This is a genomic window from Nocardia sp. NPDC006044 (assembly GCF_042871115.1).
GTDB lineage: Bacteria > Actinomycetota > Actinomycetes > Mycobacteriales > Mycobacteriaceae > Nocardia.
Genome location: NZ_JBIAID010000001.1, coordinates 38675 through 53175 on the forward strand (window position 1 = coordinate 38675; position 14501 = coordinate 53175).

Here is a 14501-nt window from a genome sequence, read left to right on the forward strand (position 1 = left end):
TGACCGGTCTGTATGACTAGGCTGTGCGCGTGTCTAGACGAGCCGATGGCAGAGCGGACGACGAACTCCGCGAGGTAAAAATCACCCGGGGATTCACCACGCATCCAGCCGGTTCGGTGCTGGTCGAATTCGGTCAGACGCGGGTGATGTGCACCGCGAGCGTAACCGAGGGCGTGCCGCCGTGGCGGCGCGACTCCGGATTGGGCTGGGTCACCGCCGAATACGCGATGCTGCCCGCGGCCACGCACACCCGCAGCGGGCGCGAGTCGGTGAAGGGCAAGGTCGGCGGCCGGACCCAGGAGATCAGCCGGCTGATCGGCCGTTCGCTGCGCGCCTGCATCGACCTGGCCGCCATCGGCGAGAACACCATCGCGATCGACTGCGACGTCCTGCAGGCCGACGGCGGCACCCGGACCGCCGCCATCACCGGCGCCTACGTCGCGCTGGTCGACGCGATCACCTACCTGGCCGCCAAGGGCGTGCTGGCCGACCCGCAGCCGATCTCCTGTGCCATCGCCGCGGTGAGCGTCGGCGTCGTCGACGGCCGGGTCCGCCTGGACCTGCCGTACGAGGAGGATTCGCGCGCCGAGGTCGACATGAACGTGGTCGCCACCGACACCGGCACCCTGGTCGAGATCCAGGGCACCGGCGAGGGCGCCACCTTCCCGCGCTCCACCCTGGACAAGATGCTCGACTCCGCGATCGTCGGCTGCGAGCAGATCTTCGCCATCCAGAAAGAGGCGCTGGCGTTGCCCTACCCCGGCGTGCTGCCGGAGCCGTCCGAGTCGAAGAAGAAGTAGTCATGGCCCGTCGTGTGCTGGTGGCCAGCCGCAATGCCAAGAAGCTGAACGAACTGCGCCGCATTTTGGCCGACGCGGGCATCGCGGGGATCGAGATCGTCGGGCTCGACGATGTGCCGCCCTACGACGAAGCGCCGGAGACCGGCGCGACGTTCGAGGAGAACGCGCTGGCCAAGGCCCGCGACGGCGCGGTTGCCACCGGATTGGCCTGTGTCGCAGACGATTCCGGGATCGAGGTGGACGCGCTCAACGGCATGCCCGGCGTGCTCTCGGCCCGCTGGTCGGGGCGGCACGGCGACGACGCGGCGAACAACGCGCTGTTGCTGGCCCAGCTCGGCGACGTGCCGGACGAGCGGCGCGGAGCGCGGTTCGTCTCGACCTGCGCGCTGGTCGTGCCCGGCGGCGCGGAGATCGTGGTGCGCGGCGAATGGCCGGGCGTCGTCGGCCGGAAACCCTTGGGCGACGGCGGTTTCGGCTACGACCCGCTGTTCATTCCCGAGGGCGGCGACACCTCCGCCGCCCAGCTGACCCCCGCCCAGAAGGACGCCGTCTCCCACCGCGGCCGCGCCCTCACCCAACTGCTCCCCACGCTCGCCGAGCTGGCCGAGAGCTGAGCCGCACGCCTTCTGATTTCCCGCACCGAAATTCGCATGCGATTCTCGGTGCGGGAAGTCGGAAGTGGTGCGGTGCTAGACGCCGAAGTCCCGCTTGACCTTCTTCGCGTTCACGTGTTCGACGAAGAACGACAGCAGCGGGATGGTGCCGGCGAGCAGCGTGCCGACGGTGCGCAGCACGGGCCAGCGCACCTTCACCGCGAGATCGGCGGTGACCAGCAGGTAGACGAAGTACACCCAACCGTGCACGACCGCGATCCAGCTCGGCGTGTGCACGTCGAAGCCGTACTTGGCGATCATCTCGCCGGTGAGCAGCAGCAGCCACAGGCCGGTGATCCAGGCCAGCGTGCGGTAGCGCAGCAGCGCCGACTTGATCTTGGCGGTGTTCGCCCCGCCGATCGGCTTCGGCGCCAGGGTGCTCGCGGTGGCCGCGGTGCTCTCGGTGGAATTCTCGCTGGCGGTCAACCGGCGCTCCTCTCGGTGTCGCGAGTATTCAGGCTCGCCGCGCGGACCTGATCATCGATGTCCTGGGCGTGCAGCGCGGCCAGATACCTGTTGTATTCGGCGAGCACCGGGTCCTCGTCGCGCGCCGCCTTCGGCCGCTCCGGCAGCAGGCCTGCCGGGATCTCACGCGGCGCAACGGCTTTCGGCGCCGGTCTCGGCTTCTCCGCGCCGGGCTGCTCGCTCTCCTCGGCCTCGCGTTCCAGCCGGACGAACCGGAAGTAGGCGAACACCGCGAACGCCGCGAACAACGGCCATTGCAGCGCGTATCCCAGATTCTGGCCGGTGCCGCTGGTCGATTCGAACCGCTGCCACTGCCACCAGGCCAAACCCAGGCAACCGAGCGCAGCGACGATCACCAGCACGATGAGGGCCGGGCGATTGTGTGCCGAGCGGCGGGGTGAAGCGGACACGGCTACCACGGTACCCGTCTACTACACGGTCCGTAGGAGCAGGTCGGCGGTCGGAACCCGGCCGGGACGCGCAACGACCCGCCCGCAGTCGGCGGGCGGGTCGTCGGGCTCAGAACTTGTAGGTGACGCCGGTCAACCGCTCGGATTCCTCCCAGAGGCGCTTCCACAGCTCCTTGTTCTTCGACAACCGGCTCGACGGCGAGGCCTCCACCGGACCCTGGGTCTGGAAGAACCGGCGCGGACCCCAGTAGACCTCGGGATCGGCATCGGGCACGGTCGCGGCGAACAGTGAGGAGTGCGCGGCCTTCTTCGGCGGATGGCCGATGATCGCGACGAACGGCTTGATGATCCGGTCGATCGGGGTCTCGGTCCGGGCGAACAGATCGGTGGCCGAGACGCCGGGGTGCACGCCGTAAGACCGCTTGCTCGAACCGGATTCGGCCAGCCGGCGCTGCAGTTCCCTGGCGAACATCAGGTTGGACAGCTTGGCCTGGGCGTAGGCGAGGTTGCGCTGGTAGCGACGGTGCTCGTAGTTGAGGTCGTCCACCCACAGCTTCGGCGTCTGCTTGTGCGCGATGCTGGCCAGCGTCACCACCCGGTCGCGGATGCGATCGAGCAGCAGGCCGGTCAGCGCGTAGTGGGCCAGATGGTCGACACCCCACTGCGTCTCGAAGCCGTCCTTGGTCCGGGAGAACGGGACGTTCATCAGGCCCGCGTTGTTGATCAGCACGTCGAACTCGGCCTGCTCGTCGGCGAACTTGCGCACCGAGGCCAGGTCGGACAGGTCGAGCTCGGCCACGCGGACGTCGCCGGTGATGCCGTCCGCGACCGCCTGCGCCTTGGCCGCGTTGCGGCAGGCCATGACGACGGTCGCGCCCTTGGCCGCGAGGACCTCGGTGGTCACGGCGCCCAACCCGCCGTTCGCGCCGGTGATCACGAAGGTGCGTCCGGTCTGATCCGGGATTTCAGAAGGTTTCCACGCCATGAATCAACCTTACTCTGGAGTAAGTTCCGGGGGAAGGGTTTCCCCGCGATCTGTCGACGAGTGTCTCAGACGGAAGTGATTACTGTCACTCGGTCGAGCGCACAGCCGGGAGAGATCACAGTCGTATGAGATAACAACAGCGTGCCGGGCGGTCTGCCAGACGCTCGCTACAGATCACATCTTTCCTACCCGGAGTTCATTCAGCGTCCACTGCCGATTGGTTGCTGGAACGCGGCGGCGAGCGTGGTACCGACCGTCTCGCCCCACACCTGCCAGGTCGCCGGGTCGAGCATCATCGAGCCGACATCGGTGGTGGTGACGCCGGGTGCCACAGGTTTGCCGGCGAACCGATCCCGCAACCACAGCAGCGCGCGCGGCGCGCCGATCGGGTCGAGGGTCAGGTGCTCGCTGAAGTGATCGCGGACGTACTCGACCCGCGCGTTCGGGTCCTGCGCGTAGTAGGCGACGAGCTCGTTGACCGGGCCGACCGGGATCAGCCAGTCCGGGTTCGCCTGGAACATGAACATCGGCATGTCCGGCACGGCCTTGCCCATCTTGGTCCGGTCCAGCACCGAGGCCACCGTGGGATCGGTGAACGGGTTTTTCGCCAGCATGCCGACGTTGTCGGCGAACGGGAAGAAGATCGACTGGTAGCTCGCGCAGAGCTGGTCCTTGGCCGCCATCATCAGCTTGCCGAGACCGTTCATGTTGGTGTCCAGGAAGTTTCGCAGTTCCGGGTATTCGCGGGAGACGCCGAGCGCGCCGGCGAAGATGAGCCCGGCGGAGAGATTGCCGTTGGCCATCTTCAGCGCGGCCGACAGATCGGCGGGGATGCCGCCCTCGGCGACGCCGACGACGTTGAGTTCCGGAGCGTAGCTCTGCTTCAGTTCGGCGGCATGGCCGGTGGCGATCGCGCCACCCGAGTAGCCCATCATCCCCACCCGGGTGCTGGTGCCGGACAACTGCATCGGATCGAAGTGCTCCGCCGCACGAATGCCGTCCAGGGTGATCCGGCCGGCCAAAGGTCCTGCGGCATAGGCGGAATCGGGGCCCTGATGATCGGGCACGACCACCGCCCAGCCTTGCGCCAGCGCCGCCTGCACCTCCAGGAACTGCGCGGCGACCAGGACCGAGCCGGTCAATGTCGCCGGTATGGAACCCATTTGGAGCTGATAGGACGGCATGCAGTAGTTGCCGGTGGAGTCCTCGGCGATCTGATAGGAGAACAGCGGCCGATCCGCGACGTAGCCGCGCGGCTTCAGCACCGTCGCCACCGCGGCGATCGGCTCGCCACGGGTATTGGTCGACCGGTAGGACAGCTGCCAGGAATCGACGTTGACCGGTATCAGCGACAGGTTCGCCACATTCACCTGCCGGGCCGCGATGAGCTGTCCCGGTTCGAGATTCGCGTAGGTCTCCGGCGCCGGGCGATAGAACGCCGGGTCGAAGCCGGGCGGCATGGGCGGAATCGGGAACGGCAGCGCGGGCTGGACCGGGGGAGCGTCCGGTGCTGCGACGGCCTGCCCGGCGAGGGCGAACGGCAGCCCGATCGCCAGCGCGGCGAGGGCGACGAGCAGCTTCGGTGCGTGCTTGTGCGGAGTAACCACAGATCAACCTCTTTGTTGCCCGGACGCACATGTGAGCCCAGTTGGTTTCAGACTGCGTCGAGTATGCAACGCCATGACGCGGATCACAAATACCCGGCAACGAGACTTGTCTCGCGGTCCGGTTGCCGCGGGTTCGCTCCCGACGGAAACGTGCCTGGTCACGACGGTTGCGGTGGCGGCTCCGATACGGTGGAGCGGTGACCATTGTTGGCAGGCAATACGGCGGACGTGCCGTCACGGAACGCAAGGCCGAACGCCGCGAGCGCTTCCTCGACGCGGCGACCCGGATCTTCGCCGAACGCGGCTACGCCAACTGCTCGCTCGCCGACGTCTGCGCCGCCGCGTCGCTGTCCAAGCGGCAGTTCTACGAGGAGTTCCAGACCAGGGAGGACGTGCTGGTCGCCGCCTACGACCGGATCCAGGACGACGCGGCGGCCGTGCTGGTCGCGGCGCTGGCCGAACTCGATCCGCACGTCGACATGACCGCGGCGATGACCGCCATGGTCTCGGCCTACCTCGGCTCGATCGGCTCCGACCCGTATCGGGCCAAGGTCGCTTTCGTCGAGGTGGTCGGCGTCAGCGACCGCATGGAGCGGCACCGCCGGGAACGGCGGCACGCGTGGGCCACGCTGCTGGATACCGGCCTGGTGCCGGCGGTGGCGCCCGGCGCCCGGATCCGCGGCGGAAGTGCCTGGGGCGCAAGCGCGCTCATCGGCGCGATCAACGGGCTCGCGCACGAGTGGGTGCTGGCCGATCCGCGCCCTTCGGTCGGCGAGCTGGTGGAATTGCTGGTGCCGATCGCGCTGTCGCTGCTGGAAGTTCCCGATCAGCGCACGGCGTAGCCGGCCAGCGACGGCGCCAGCGCGTCGAACGCCGTACCGACGTATTCGCTGATGGCCGTGGCGATCTCGTCGTTCGACTGACCGTCGAGCGTGCGCCGCATGGTCTCGTCGAACAACACCCGATGCACGCCGCCTAATAATGCCGCCGCGACTCGCGGCGTGATATCCGTTGCCGCCGAGCCGGTTTCGGCGGCCAGCGTATCGGCGAGTGCCTGCTCGCGCTCGTCGTGGAATTCCCGTAACCGCGCGACCAGCGCGGGACTGTCGTTGATCAGCTTGGCGAATTCCGGCCCGGAGAAGCCGGCCACCGGGTCCTGCTCGGCCGCCGCCGTCAGATAGGCCGCCCGCAGCGCGGCCAAGGCGGATTCGCCGGGTTTGCGCTCGCGGACGACGCGCGCGAGTTGATCCACGAACACGTCGTGCAGGTCGAGCGCCAGGTCCTCCTTGCGCGGGAAGTAGTTGGTCACCGTCATCTTGGCGACCTGCGCGGCGGCCGCGACGTCGGCGATCGTCACCTTGTCGAAGCCGTGCTCGAGGAACAGCACGGTCGCGTGATGGGAGATGTTCTCCCTGGTCTGCGCCTTTTTCCGGTCCCGCAGGCCCAACGTCTCTGTGCTCATGCGTCCACCATATCTGATATCGACCAAAATTTATGCTTGACATATTTTTAGGTCCGTTCTAACTTTGTCTTCGGTATCGAGAACGAAGGAGCGCCACCGCGTATGAACTACGGACTTGTCGAAGCGACCCCGGCCCGCACCATCTCCACCACCGACCGAAAGGGACCAGCCACCATGGCCGACAAGACCACCGCGCAGACCACCATCGACGCAGTCCTGCGCCGCTTCGCGCCGAGCGACCCCGCGTCCGAGCGAAAGAAGCAGCGCGCCAACGGATTCCCTGCCGCGCCTCGGCTCGACCGGAAGAACGCGGGACGGTCCCGCGGTCAGGCCGCTCGCGACTCTCGCATGCGACAGGCCGCGTTCCGTGCGGCCCCGCAGCGTCCGCTGCGCATCCCCGGCCGCGGCTGATCGTCGAGTGCCCCACCCGCCGGGCGCCGGCCACGTGCCGGCGCCCGGTTCGCTCCCTTCGGAAGGACTCGCCCGTGACCCAGCTCTGCGCCGCGCGCCCCGCCCGCGTCTCCGGCACCGTCAGCGAAGACCCCGTGCGCGACTACCTGCGGCTCATCGCCCGCACCCCGCTGCTGACCGCCACCCAGGAGGTCGAGCTGGCCGGGCGCATCGAGGCGGGCGTACTCGCGGCCGCGGAACTCGCCACGGCCGACCCTGCGGATCAGCGTGAGCTGCGTCGCCGGATCGCCGATGGCCGGCGCGCCAAGGACCACATGATCGAGGCGAACCTGCGCCTGGTCGTCTCGATCGCCAAGCGCTACCCGACGCCGGTCGGCATCTCGCTGCTCGACCTCGTGCAGGAGGGAACCCTCGGCATGATCCGCGCGGTGGAGAAGTTCGATCACCGCCGCGGCCTGAAGTTCTCCACCTACGCCACCTGGTGGATCAAGCAGGGCATCGGCCGCGCGCTGGCCGACCAGGGCCGCACCATCCGCATCCCGGTGCACGTCGTCGAGGTGCTGAATCGGGTGACCCGCACCCGCCGGGCACTCACCCAGCAACTCGGCCGCGACGTCACAGTCGGCGAACTGGCCGCCGAACTGGCCCTGACCCCGGACAAGGTGCGCGAGGTGCTCGACCATGCGCGCGAACCGATCTCGCTGCACACCCCGGTCGGCGCCGGCGACGCCGCCGAGTTCGGCGAGCTCCTCGCCGACACCGCGCCCGACCCGGCCGAGACGGCGCTCGCGACGGTGACTCGGGCCCAGCTCGCCGAGGTCCTCGCCGGGCTGACCGACCGCGAGGCCCGGGTGATCGCGCTGCGCTTCGGCCTCGACGGCGCCGACCCGAAGACGCTCGACGAGATCGGCAAGACCTACGGGTTCTCCCGCGAGCGCGCCCGTCAGATCGAGGCCAAGGGCATGGCCAAGCTCCGTCGACCGGGACGCGTGAAAGCGCTGGAAGGACTGCTCGGCTGAATCGCTGCCGTGTCGCTGGACGGACAGCTCAGCGAAACAAGACCATACTGTTTCGATGACCGGTGCAGTCGCTGTCGCCGAGAAGGACCCCGAGCCGATGAGCCGGGCGAAGATCAACCTCGTGTTCGCCACCATTGTGCTGGGCATGCTGCTGGCGGCGCTCGATCAGACGATCGTGTCCACGGCGCTGCCGACGATCGTCGCCGATCTGGGCGAGGCCGGGCACATGGCCTGGGTGGTCACCGCGTATCTGCTCGCCGAGGCGGTGGCGACCGCGCTGGCCGGCAAGCTCGGCGACCTGTTCGGCCGCAAGTTGATCTTCCAGCTCAGCGCGCTGATCTTCATCATCGGCTCGATGATCGCCGGCCTGGCGAATGGGATGACGCTGCTGATCATCGCCCGCGGCATCCAGGGTTTCGGCGGCGGCGGGCTGATGGTCACCGCGATGGCGCTCATCGCCGACACCATCCCGCTGCGTCAGCGCGGGAAATATCAGGGTGCGCTCGGCGCGGTCTTCGGCGTGACCACGGTGATCGGGCCGACGCTCGGCGGCCTGTTCACCGACCACGCGAGCTGGCGCTGGTGCTTCTACGTCAACGTGCCGATCGCGATCATCATGATCGCCATGTCCGCCCGCACCATCCCGCGGGTGCGCGCGGTGATCAAGCCGGTCATCGACTACGCGGGCATCGGCCTGGTCGCCGTCGCGGTGTCCACGCTCATCCTCGGGTTGGAGTGGGGCGGGCAGGAATACGCGTGGGGCTCGTCGATGATCCTCGGGCTGTTCGCCGCGTCGGCGGTGCTGTTCGCGGCGTTCGTGGTGGTCGAGTTGCGGGCGAAGGAGCCCATGCTGCCGATGGGGTTGTTCCGCAGCAGAGTGTTCACCGTCTGCTCGATCCTCAGCTTCATCTGCGGCTTCGCCATGCTCGGATCGATCACCTACCTGCCCGCGTATCTGCAATACGTGGACGGGGTTTCGGCGACCATGTCCGGTGTGCGCTCGCTGCCGCTGGTGGCCGGGCTGCTAGTCACCTCGATCCTGTCCGGCCAGGTGGTTGGCAAGACCGGCCACTACCGGTACTTCCCGATCGTCGGCACGCTGGTGATGGCGCTCGGGCTGTACCTGATGTCGACCATGGGCCGCGACACGGGTTTCTGGGAAGAATCGCTGTACATGCTGGTGCTGGGCCTGGGCATCGGCCTGACCATGCAGGTGCTCACCATCGTCGTGCAGAACACCGTGCCGTACGCGCAACTCGGCACCGCGACCTCCGGTGTCACGTTCTTCCGCACGCTCGGAAGTACTTTCGGCACAGCGATTTTCGGCACGCTCTACAGCAACGAGATCGGTCCGAATCTGCGTGAGGCGCTGGTCCAGGTGAAGGTGGTGCCGCCCGAGGTCGCGGCGAATCCGCAAGCGCTGCAAAGTGTTCCTGAAGAGGTGGCCGCACCCATCATCGATGCCTACGCGAACACCATCGACCATGTCTTCGTCTGGGTGGTTCCGGTCGCGCTGATCGGTTTCGTGGTCGCCTGGTTCCTCAAAGAGGTACCGCTGCGCGACAGCGCGCGAACGAGCGCGGGCGATGTGGGCGAAGGCTTTTCGGTGCCCGACTCCGCGGACCGGGTGGTGCACCTGGAACGCGCCATCGCCGCGACCCTGCGCAAGGAACACGCCGAGGGGCCGATCGGCCTGCGCATCCTCGCCGACGCGGGCAGCACCTTGAGCCGCGGCGAAGCCTGGGCGCTCGGCCAGGTCTACCTGCGCGACCGCGTCCAAGGCGGCGCGACGCTCGACTCCGTCGCCCGGGCGCACAAGCTCCCCGACGACGTCCTCGCGCCGATCTATCGCCGGGTCGAGGACAAGGGCTACCTGGTCGACGACGGCCACGAGCTGCGCCTGACCGACCAGGGCCAGGCCGAGCTGGACCGGGTCAAGGCCGCGTGGCGGCGCTGGCTCGACCGCAGGCTCGACGACTGGAACAACGACGACCCCGCCGATCGTGCGCTGTTCGACCAGGCCCTGGACAACCTCGCCGCCAAGCTGCTCGAGCAAGAGGCCGGCGAGCACGAACCCGCCCGCGCCTGAACTCACCGGCACACACGCCGCGAGAGACCCTTGCGTCACGAATACTCGTACACGTATATTCGTAGACGAGTAAGGAGGTGTGATGGCCACGAAGCGCAAGGTGAACAACCTGCTCGCCCTGGCGGTGCTCTCGGCGATGATCGATCGGCCCAAGCACCGCTACGAGATCGCGCAGACGCTGCGCGACCGCGGCAAAGACCAGGACATGACGATCAAGTGGGGCTCGCTCTACACCGTCGTGCAGAACCTGGAGAAGGTCGGCTATCTGGAGATCATCGGCAGCGAGCGCGACGGCGCGCGGCCGGAACGGGTGATCTACCAGCTCACCGACGCCGGTCGCGCCGAACTCGTCGACTGGACCAGGGAATTGGTCGCCGTGCCGGAGCCGGAACAACACCGCTTCGTCGCCGGCCTGTCCATTCTCTCGGTGCTGCCTCCCGACGAGGTCATCGAACTGCTCGGCCGGCGCATCGACGCGCTCGGTCACATCATCGACGGTGTGCGCGCCGAACTCGACAAAGTCATGGCGATGAAGCTGCCGCGGCTGTTCATCATCGAATCCGAATTCGGGCTCGCGATGCTGGAAGCCGAAGCGGCCTGGGCCCGTTCGCTGCGCGACGAGCTCGTCGACGGCACATTCCCCGAGGTCGAGTGGTGGCGGCAGGTCCATGCCGACAACATCCCGCCCGCTGAAGTGGTCGCGGCCGTGGAAGGGAGGATGACTCAACCGGAATCGTCCTGACAGCGAGACCAGGCTCGGCGGGGTGCGGCAACACCGCCGCCGAGCCCGATTGAACAGTCTCGAACCGCGCCCGCATGCGCGCACCCGGCTACAAGGCTGGCAACCACAGGATAACTGGGTGCGTGGTGCACGGGTCGGTTCGGGGATTCGAAAAACCCGCAACACCAATTCCTGGAGACACCCATGTCACAAGTCAGAACCGCACTGGTCATCGGCGGCGGCATCGCCGGACCGGTCGCCGCCACCGCACTGCTGAAGGCCGGCATCGACGCCCGCGTCTACGAGGCCTACCCCGGCTCGTCCTACAACATCGGCAGCGGACTCGCGCTCGCCCCGAACGGCATTGCCGCCCTGGACATCATCGGCGCGGGCGACGCGGTCCGTGATATCGCGAAGCCGATCGCCAAGATGGGCCTGTCCATCGGCGGCAAGGACATGTTCATGCCGCCGATGGCCGACCTGCCGCCGCTGCAACTGGTCGATCGCGGCGAGCTGCATCAAACCCTGCACGATCACGCGGTCGGCGCCGGCGTGCCGTTCGAGTACAACAAGCGCCTGGTCGATGTGGTCGAGTCGGACTCGGGCATCACCGCCCGGTTCACCGACGGCAGTACCGCCACCGCCGACGTGCTGATCGGCGCCGACGGCATCCGGTCGACGGTGCGCGGCCTGATCGACCCGGACGCGCCGGGCCCGGAGTACCTCGGCATGCTCGGCTTCGGCGCGATCATCGACTACGACGGCCACGTCGAGCCGGAATCCATGACCTTCGCGTTCGGGAAGAAGGCCTACTACCTGTACGGGGCGACCGGCGACGGCCAGGTGATGTGGGGCGCCAACCTGCCGCACAAGGAGTACCTGTCGCTCACCGCGGCCCGGGCGATCCCGAAGGCGCACTGGCTCGGCATTCTGCGCGAGACCTACGCCGACGACACGCCCGGCGGTGAATTCGCTCGGCGCACCACCGAGGAACAGCTGGAGGTGTCCGGCGCGCTGCACATCATGCCGTCGGTGCCGCACTGGTTCCGCGGCCGGATGGCGCTGATCGGGGACGCGGTGCACGCGCCGTCCAACAGTTCCGGGCAGGGCGCCTCGCTGGCCATCGAGAGCGCGATTCAGGTGGCCCGCTGCCTGCGCGATCTGCCGACGCCCGAGGCTGCCTTCGCCACCTATGAGCAGCTGCGCAGGCCCCGAGTGGAAGCCGTAGCAGCGCGCGCGGCGAAGGCCAACCACAGCAAGACCCTCGGGCCGGTCGGACGCAAGATGATGCAGCTGATGGCACCGCTGTTCATCAAGCTGATGAACCCGGAGAAGAGCATGGGACCCGAGCAGCGGTACCGGATCGACTGGGATGCCCCCGCGCAGAAAGAACTCGCGGTAGCCGCCTGATTCGCTCGAACCGCGCGGGCTGATGGTCCGTACCCTTTGGAGAAACGTCGATCCGAAAGGACTCCGGGGGACCATGCGACCAGACCATCAGCCCGCACTGCACCTGACCGGCCTGTGTAAACGCTTCGGCGGACCATGGGTCGTCGACAACGTGAGCCTGGCAGTACCGCCGGGCTCCTTTTTCGGCCTGGTCGGCCCGAACGGGGCGGGCAAGACGACCACCCTGTCGATGGCCTGTGGACTGCTACGCCCGGACGCCGGCCGCGCCGAGATCTTCGGTGCCGACGTGTGGGCCGACCCCATCCGGGCGAAGACCCTGGTCGGTGTGCTGCCGGACGGCCTCGCCCTGCCGGAGCGGCTCACCGGTCGCGAATTGCTCACCTACACCGGCCTTTTGCGCGGCATGCCGGAGGCCACCGTCACCGAGCGCGCCGACGAATTGCTCGGGGTGTTCGAATTGACCGGCGCGGAAAAGACTTTGGTCGTCGACTACTCGGCGGGCATGCGCAAGAAGATCGGCCTCGCGACCGCGCTGCTGCACGCGCCCAAGCTGCTGGTCCTGGACGAGCCGTTCGAGGCGGTGGATCCGGTGTCCGGCAGCACGATTCGGGTCATCCTGCAACGCTTCGTCGCGGCCGGCGGTTCCGTGGTGCTGTCCAGTCACGTGATGGCGCTGGTGCAGAGCATGTGCGACCGGGTCGCGGTGATCACCGGCGGACGCGTGGTCGCGGCGGGCACCGTGGACGAGGTGCGCGGCGAGACCACCCTGGAGGAGGCGTTCGTCCGGCTGGTCGGCGGCCGCGTCGGCGGAGAGGACGGGTTGTCGTGGCTGGCATCCTGATCCGCATGCGGCTGCTGCTCACCCGGCGCGCGCTGAGCAACGGGTGGCAGGGTTTCAGCTTCGTGATGGGTGTCCTGTTCGGCGCCGTGTTCGCGGTCATCACCGCCGCGCTGATCGGGTTCGCCGAACGCGATGGTGATGTCGCCAACGGGATCACCATCGCCGCAACGATTTTCGGAATCTGGACGCTCGGCTGGCTGTGCGGGCCGGTGCTGATCGGCAGCAGCGACGAGACCATCCAGCCGGAGCATCTGCGGCTGTTGCCGATCAGCAGCAGGCAGCTGGCCGGCGGGTTGCTCGCCGCGGCGTTCGCCGGGCCCGCGCCGGTGATCAACCTGGTCGCGTTCGGCGGGTTGATCATTCTCGCGGCCCAATTGGGCTGGGCGGCAACGCTGGTCGCGGTCATCGGGATCGTGTTGCAACTGGTGTTCGTGGTGCTGCTGTCCCGGGTGGTGCTCGCCTGGATCGGCGCGGCCATGCGATCCCGGCGAGGCCGGGACATCGGCGTGCTGCTGGCCGGGCTGCTCGGCGTCGCCTACTACCCGATGAGCTGGCTGATGTCGCACGTGAGCGCGCTGCGCGACCTCCCGCCCTGGGCGTCGGCGGCCGTGCGCTGGATTCCGTCCGGCTGGGCGCCGGTCGCGGTAGAGGGTGCGGCACAGGGCAATTGGCTGCTCGCGCTGCTGCCGCTGGCGGGGCTCGCGGTGGTCTCGCTCGGGCTCTGGCAGGCCTGGGCGGTGTTGCTGGCCCGGCGGCTGGCCGCGCCGATGAACTCCGTGGCCGGCAGCGTCGGCGGCGGACTGCTCGGCCGGGTCCGTCAGCGCGGACCGGTCGGCGCCGTGCTGATCAAGGAACTGCGCACCTGGTCGCGGGACAGTCGCCGCCGGGCCGCGCTGCTGCCGGTGCTGGTGGTCGGCATTCTGATGCCGGTGTTCCCGGCCTTCCAGGGCAACGGCACCGGCGGTGTGCCGTTCGCCGGAGTCACCTCGGTCTCGTTCGCCGCGCTCGCCGGGGCCAACCTGTACGGCTACGACGGCACCGCCGTGTGGCAGGCCCTGGTCACACCCGGCGCGGTGCGCGCGGACGTGCGCGGCCGCCTGCTGGCGCTGGGGATCGTGCTCGGACTGCCCACGCTGCTGCTCGCGCTGATCCTGCCGGGTGCGTTCGGCCACGCGGACCAGTACCCCTGGGTGCTCGCGCTGTACTTCGCCGCCCTCGGCGTCGGCGTCGGCGCCGCCATGTTCATCTCCACACACGCGCCGTATCCGATTCCGCAGCGCACCGGGAATCCGTTCTCCGGTTCGGGCAACCCCGGCTGCGCGAAGGTGCTGCTCCAGTTCACCGTGCTCTTCGGTCAGCTGTTCGCCGTGCTCCCGGTACTGGCCATCCTCCTGATCGGCCACTTCACCGAGCTGAAAGCGATCGAATGGCTGGCGGTCCCGGTCGGCCTCGCCACCGGCATCGCCGCCGCGCTGATCGCCACCCACCTCGCCGAAAAGCGCCTCACCACCCACGGCCCCGAACTCCTCGACGCGGTCCGTCCCCGCTGACCCCAGCCGCGCCACTCTCGATTTTCCGCACCGAGAATTGCATGCGATTTCGGTGCGGGAAAGCAGAAGTGGTGCGTG

The 14501-nt window shown here is 68.3% G+C and carries 15 protein-coding genes; 10 read left to right on the top strand and 5 right to left on the bottom strand.

The features are described from left to right. Positions 1-29: 29 nt before the first annotated feature. Together rph and rdgB are read left to right on the top strand one after the other, a co-directional pair. Positions 30-800: a ribonuclease PH gene (rph, locus tag ACFYO1_RS00210; protein WP_387225602.1), complete on the top strand. Its 771-nt coding sequence runs from the start codon at positions 30-32 to the stop codon at positions 798-800. A gap of 2 nt (positions 801-802) precedes the next feature. Beyond that, positions 803-1414 (top strand): RdgB/HAM1 family non-canonical purine NTP pyrophosphatase, encoded by a 612-nt coding sequence (rdgB, locus tag ACFYO1_RS00215; RefSeq protein ID WP_387225604.1) that lies wholly within the window; start codon positions 803-805, stop codon positions 1412-1414. Positions 1415-1489: 75 nt separating this feature from the next. Here rdgB and ACFYO1_RS00220 read toward each other — a convergent pair whose 3' ends face one another. The 4 genes from ACFYO1_RS00220 to ACFYO1_RS00235 form a co-directional block, all read right to left on the bottom strand. Continuing rightward, entirely contained in the window at positions 1490-1879 is a 390-nt protein-coding gene (locus ACFYO1_RS00220; RefSeq protein ID WP_387225606.1) for a DUF3817 domain-containing protein, read from the bottom strand. After that, positions 1876-2328: a transcriptional regulator gene (locus tag ACFYO1_RS00225; RefSeq protein WP_387225608.1), complete on the bottom strand. Its 453-nt coding sequence runs from the start codon at positions 2326-2328 to the stop codon at positions 1876-1878. Before ACFYO1_RS00225 ends, ACFYO1_RS00220 begins: the two co-directional genes overlap by 4 nt. Before the next feature lie 109 nt (positions 2329-2437). After that, entirely contained in the window at positions 2438-3313 is an 876-nt protein-coding gene (locus ACFYO1_RS00230) for an oxidoreductase (RefSeq protein WP_387225610.1), read from the bottom strand. Between the two features lie 200 nt (positions 3314-3513). Next, positions 3514-4920, bottom strand: a complete 1407-nt coding sequence (locus ACFYO1_RS00235) for a lipase family protein (protein WP_387225612.1) — start codon at positions 4918-4920, stop codon at positions 3514-3516. A gap of 197 nt (positions 4921-5117) precedes the next feature. Here ACFYO1_RS00235 and ACFYO1_RS00240 point away from each other — a divergent pair, with 197 nt between their 5' ends. Beyond that, positions 5118-5762, top strand: coding sequence for a TetR/AcrR family transcriptional regulator (locus ACFYO1_RS00240; RefSeq protein WP_387225614.1), 645 nt, complete (start codon positions 5118-5120; stop codon positions 5760-5762). Here ACFYO1_RS00240 and ACFYO1_RS00245 read toward each other — a convergent pair. Further along, a complete protein-coding gene (locus ACFYO1_RS00245) occupies positions 5747-6382 on the bottom strand; it encodes a TetR/AcrR family transcriptional regulator (RefSeq protein ID WP_387225616.1) in 636 nt (211 codons plus the stop codon). The genes ACFYO1_RS00240 and ACFYO1_RS00245 overlap by 16 nt on opposite strands. A gap of 102 nt (positions 6383-6484) precedes the next feature. Between ACFYO1_RS00245 and ACFYO1_RS00250 the strand changes: the two genes are divergently transcribed. The 7 genes from ACFYO1_RS00250 (at position 6485) to ACFYO1_RS00280 (ending at position 14423) form a co-directional block, all read left to right on the top strand. Beyond that, positions 6485-6793, top strand: a complete 309-nt coding sequence (locus ACFYO1_RS00250) for a hypothetical protein (RefSeq protein ID WP_387225617.1) — start codon at positions 6485-6487, stop codon at positions 6791-6793. Between the two features lie 74 nt (positions 6794-6867). Next, positions 6868-7812 carry a sigma-70 family RNA polymerase sigma factor gene (locus ACFYO1_RS00255; RefSeq protein ID WP_387225619.1) on the top strand — a complete coding sequence of 315 codons (945 nt, stop codon included), beginning with the start codon at positions 6868-6870 and terminating at the stop codon, positions 7810-7812. A gap of 55 nt (positions 7813-7867) precedes the next feature. Then, positions 7868-9901: a DHA2 family efflux MFS transporter permease subunit gene (locus ACFYO1_RS00260; RefSeq protein ID WP_387225621.1), complete on the top strand. Its 2034-nt coding sequence runs from the start codon at positions 7868-7870 to the stop codon at positions 9899-9901. An 82-nt stretch (positions 9902-9983) separates the two neighbouring features. Then, positions 9984-10643, top strand: a complete 660-nt coding sequence (locus ACFYO1_RS00265) for a PadR family transcriptional regulator (RefSeq protein WP_387225623.1) — start codon at positions 9984-9986, stop codon at positions 10641-10643. A 183-nt stretch (positions 10644-10826) separates the two neighbouring features. Further along, positions 10827-12032: an FAD-dependent oxidoreductase gene (locus ACFYO1_RS00270; protein ID WP_387225624.1), complete on the top strand. Its 1206-nt coding sequence runs from the start codon at positions 10827-10829 to the stop codon at positions 12030-12032. A 73-nt stretch (positions 12033-12105) separates the two neighbouring features. Then, positions 12106-12873, top strand: a complete 768-nt coding sequence (locus ACFYO1_RS00275; RefSeq protein WP_387225626.1) for an ABC transporter ATP-binding protein — start codon at positions 12106-12108, stop codon at positions 12871-12873. Beyond that, positions 12858-14423 carry a hypothetical protein gene (locus ACFYO1_RS00280; protein ID WP_387225628.1) on the top strand — a complete coding sequence of 522 codons (1566 nt, stop codon included), beginning with the start codon at positions 12858-12860 and terminating at the stop codon, positions 14421-14423. Before ACFYO1_RS00275 ends, ACFYO1_RS00280 begins: the two co-directional genes overlap by 16 nt. Positions 14424-14501 lie beyond the last annotated feature (78 nt).

What these genes read in the sequence shown, in the direction of transcription:
- rdgB (WP_387225604.1), top strand. Translation starts at nt 803, where the DNA reads ATGGCCCGTCGTGTGCTGGTGGCCAGCCGCAATGCCAAGAAGCTGAAC.
- ACFYO1_RS00230 (WP_387225610.1), bottom strand. Translation starts at nt 3,313, where the DNA reads ATGGCGTGGAAACCTTCTGAAATCCCGGATCAGACCGGACGCACCTTC.
- ACFYO1_RS00245 (WP_387225616.1), bottom strand. Translation starts at nt 6,382, where the DNA reads ATGAGCACAGAGACGTTGGGCCTGCGGGACCGGAAAAAGGCGCAGACC.
- ACFYO1_RS00250 (WP_387225617.1), top strand. Translation starts at nt 6,485, where the DNA reads ATGAACTACGGACTTGTCGAAGCGACCCCGGCCCGCACCATCTCCACC.
- ACFYO1_RS00260 (WP_387225621.1), top strand. Translation starts at nt 7,868, where the DNA reads ATGACCGGTGCAGTCGCTGTCGCCGAGAAGGACCCCGAGCCGATGAGC.
- ACFYO1_RS00265 (WP_387225623.1), top strand. Translation starts at nt 9,984, where the DNA reads ATGGCCACGAAGCGCAAGGTGAACAACCTGCTCGCCCTGGCGGTGCTC.
- ACFYO1_RS00270 (WP_387225624.1), top strand. Translation starts at nt 10,827, where the DNA reads ATGTCACAAGTCAGAACCGCACTGGTCATCGGCGGCGGCATCGCCGGA.
- ACFYO1_RS00275 (WP_387225626.1), top strand. Translation starts at nt 12,106, where the DNA reads ATGCGACCAGACCATCAGCCCGCACTGCACCTGACCGGCCTGTGTAAA.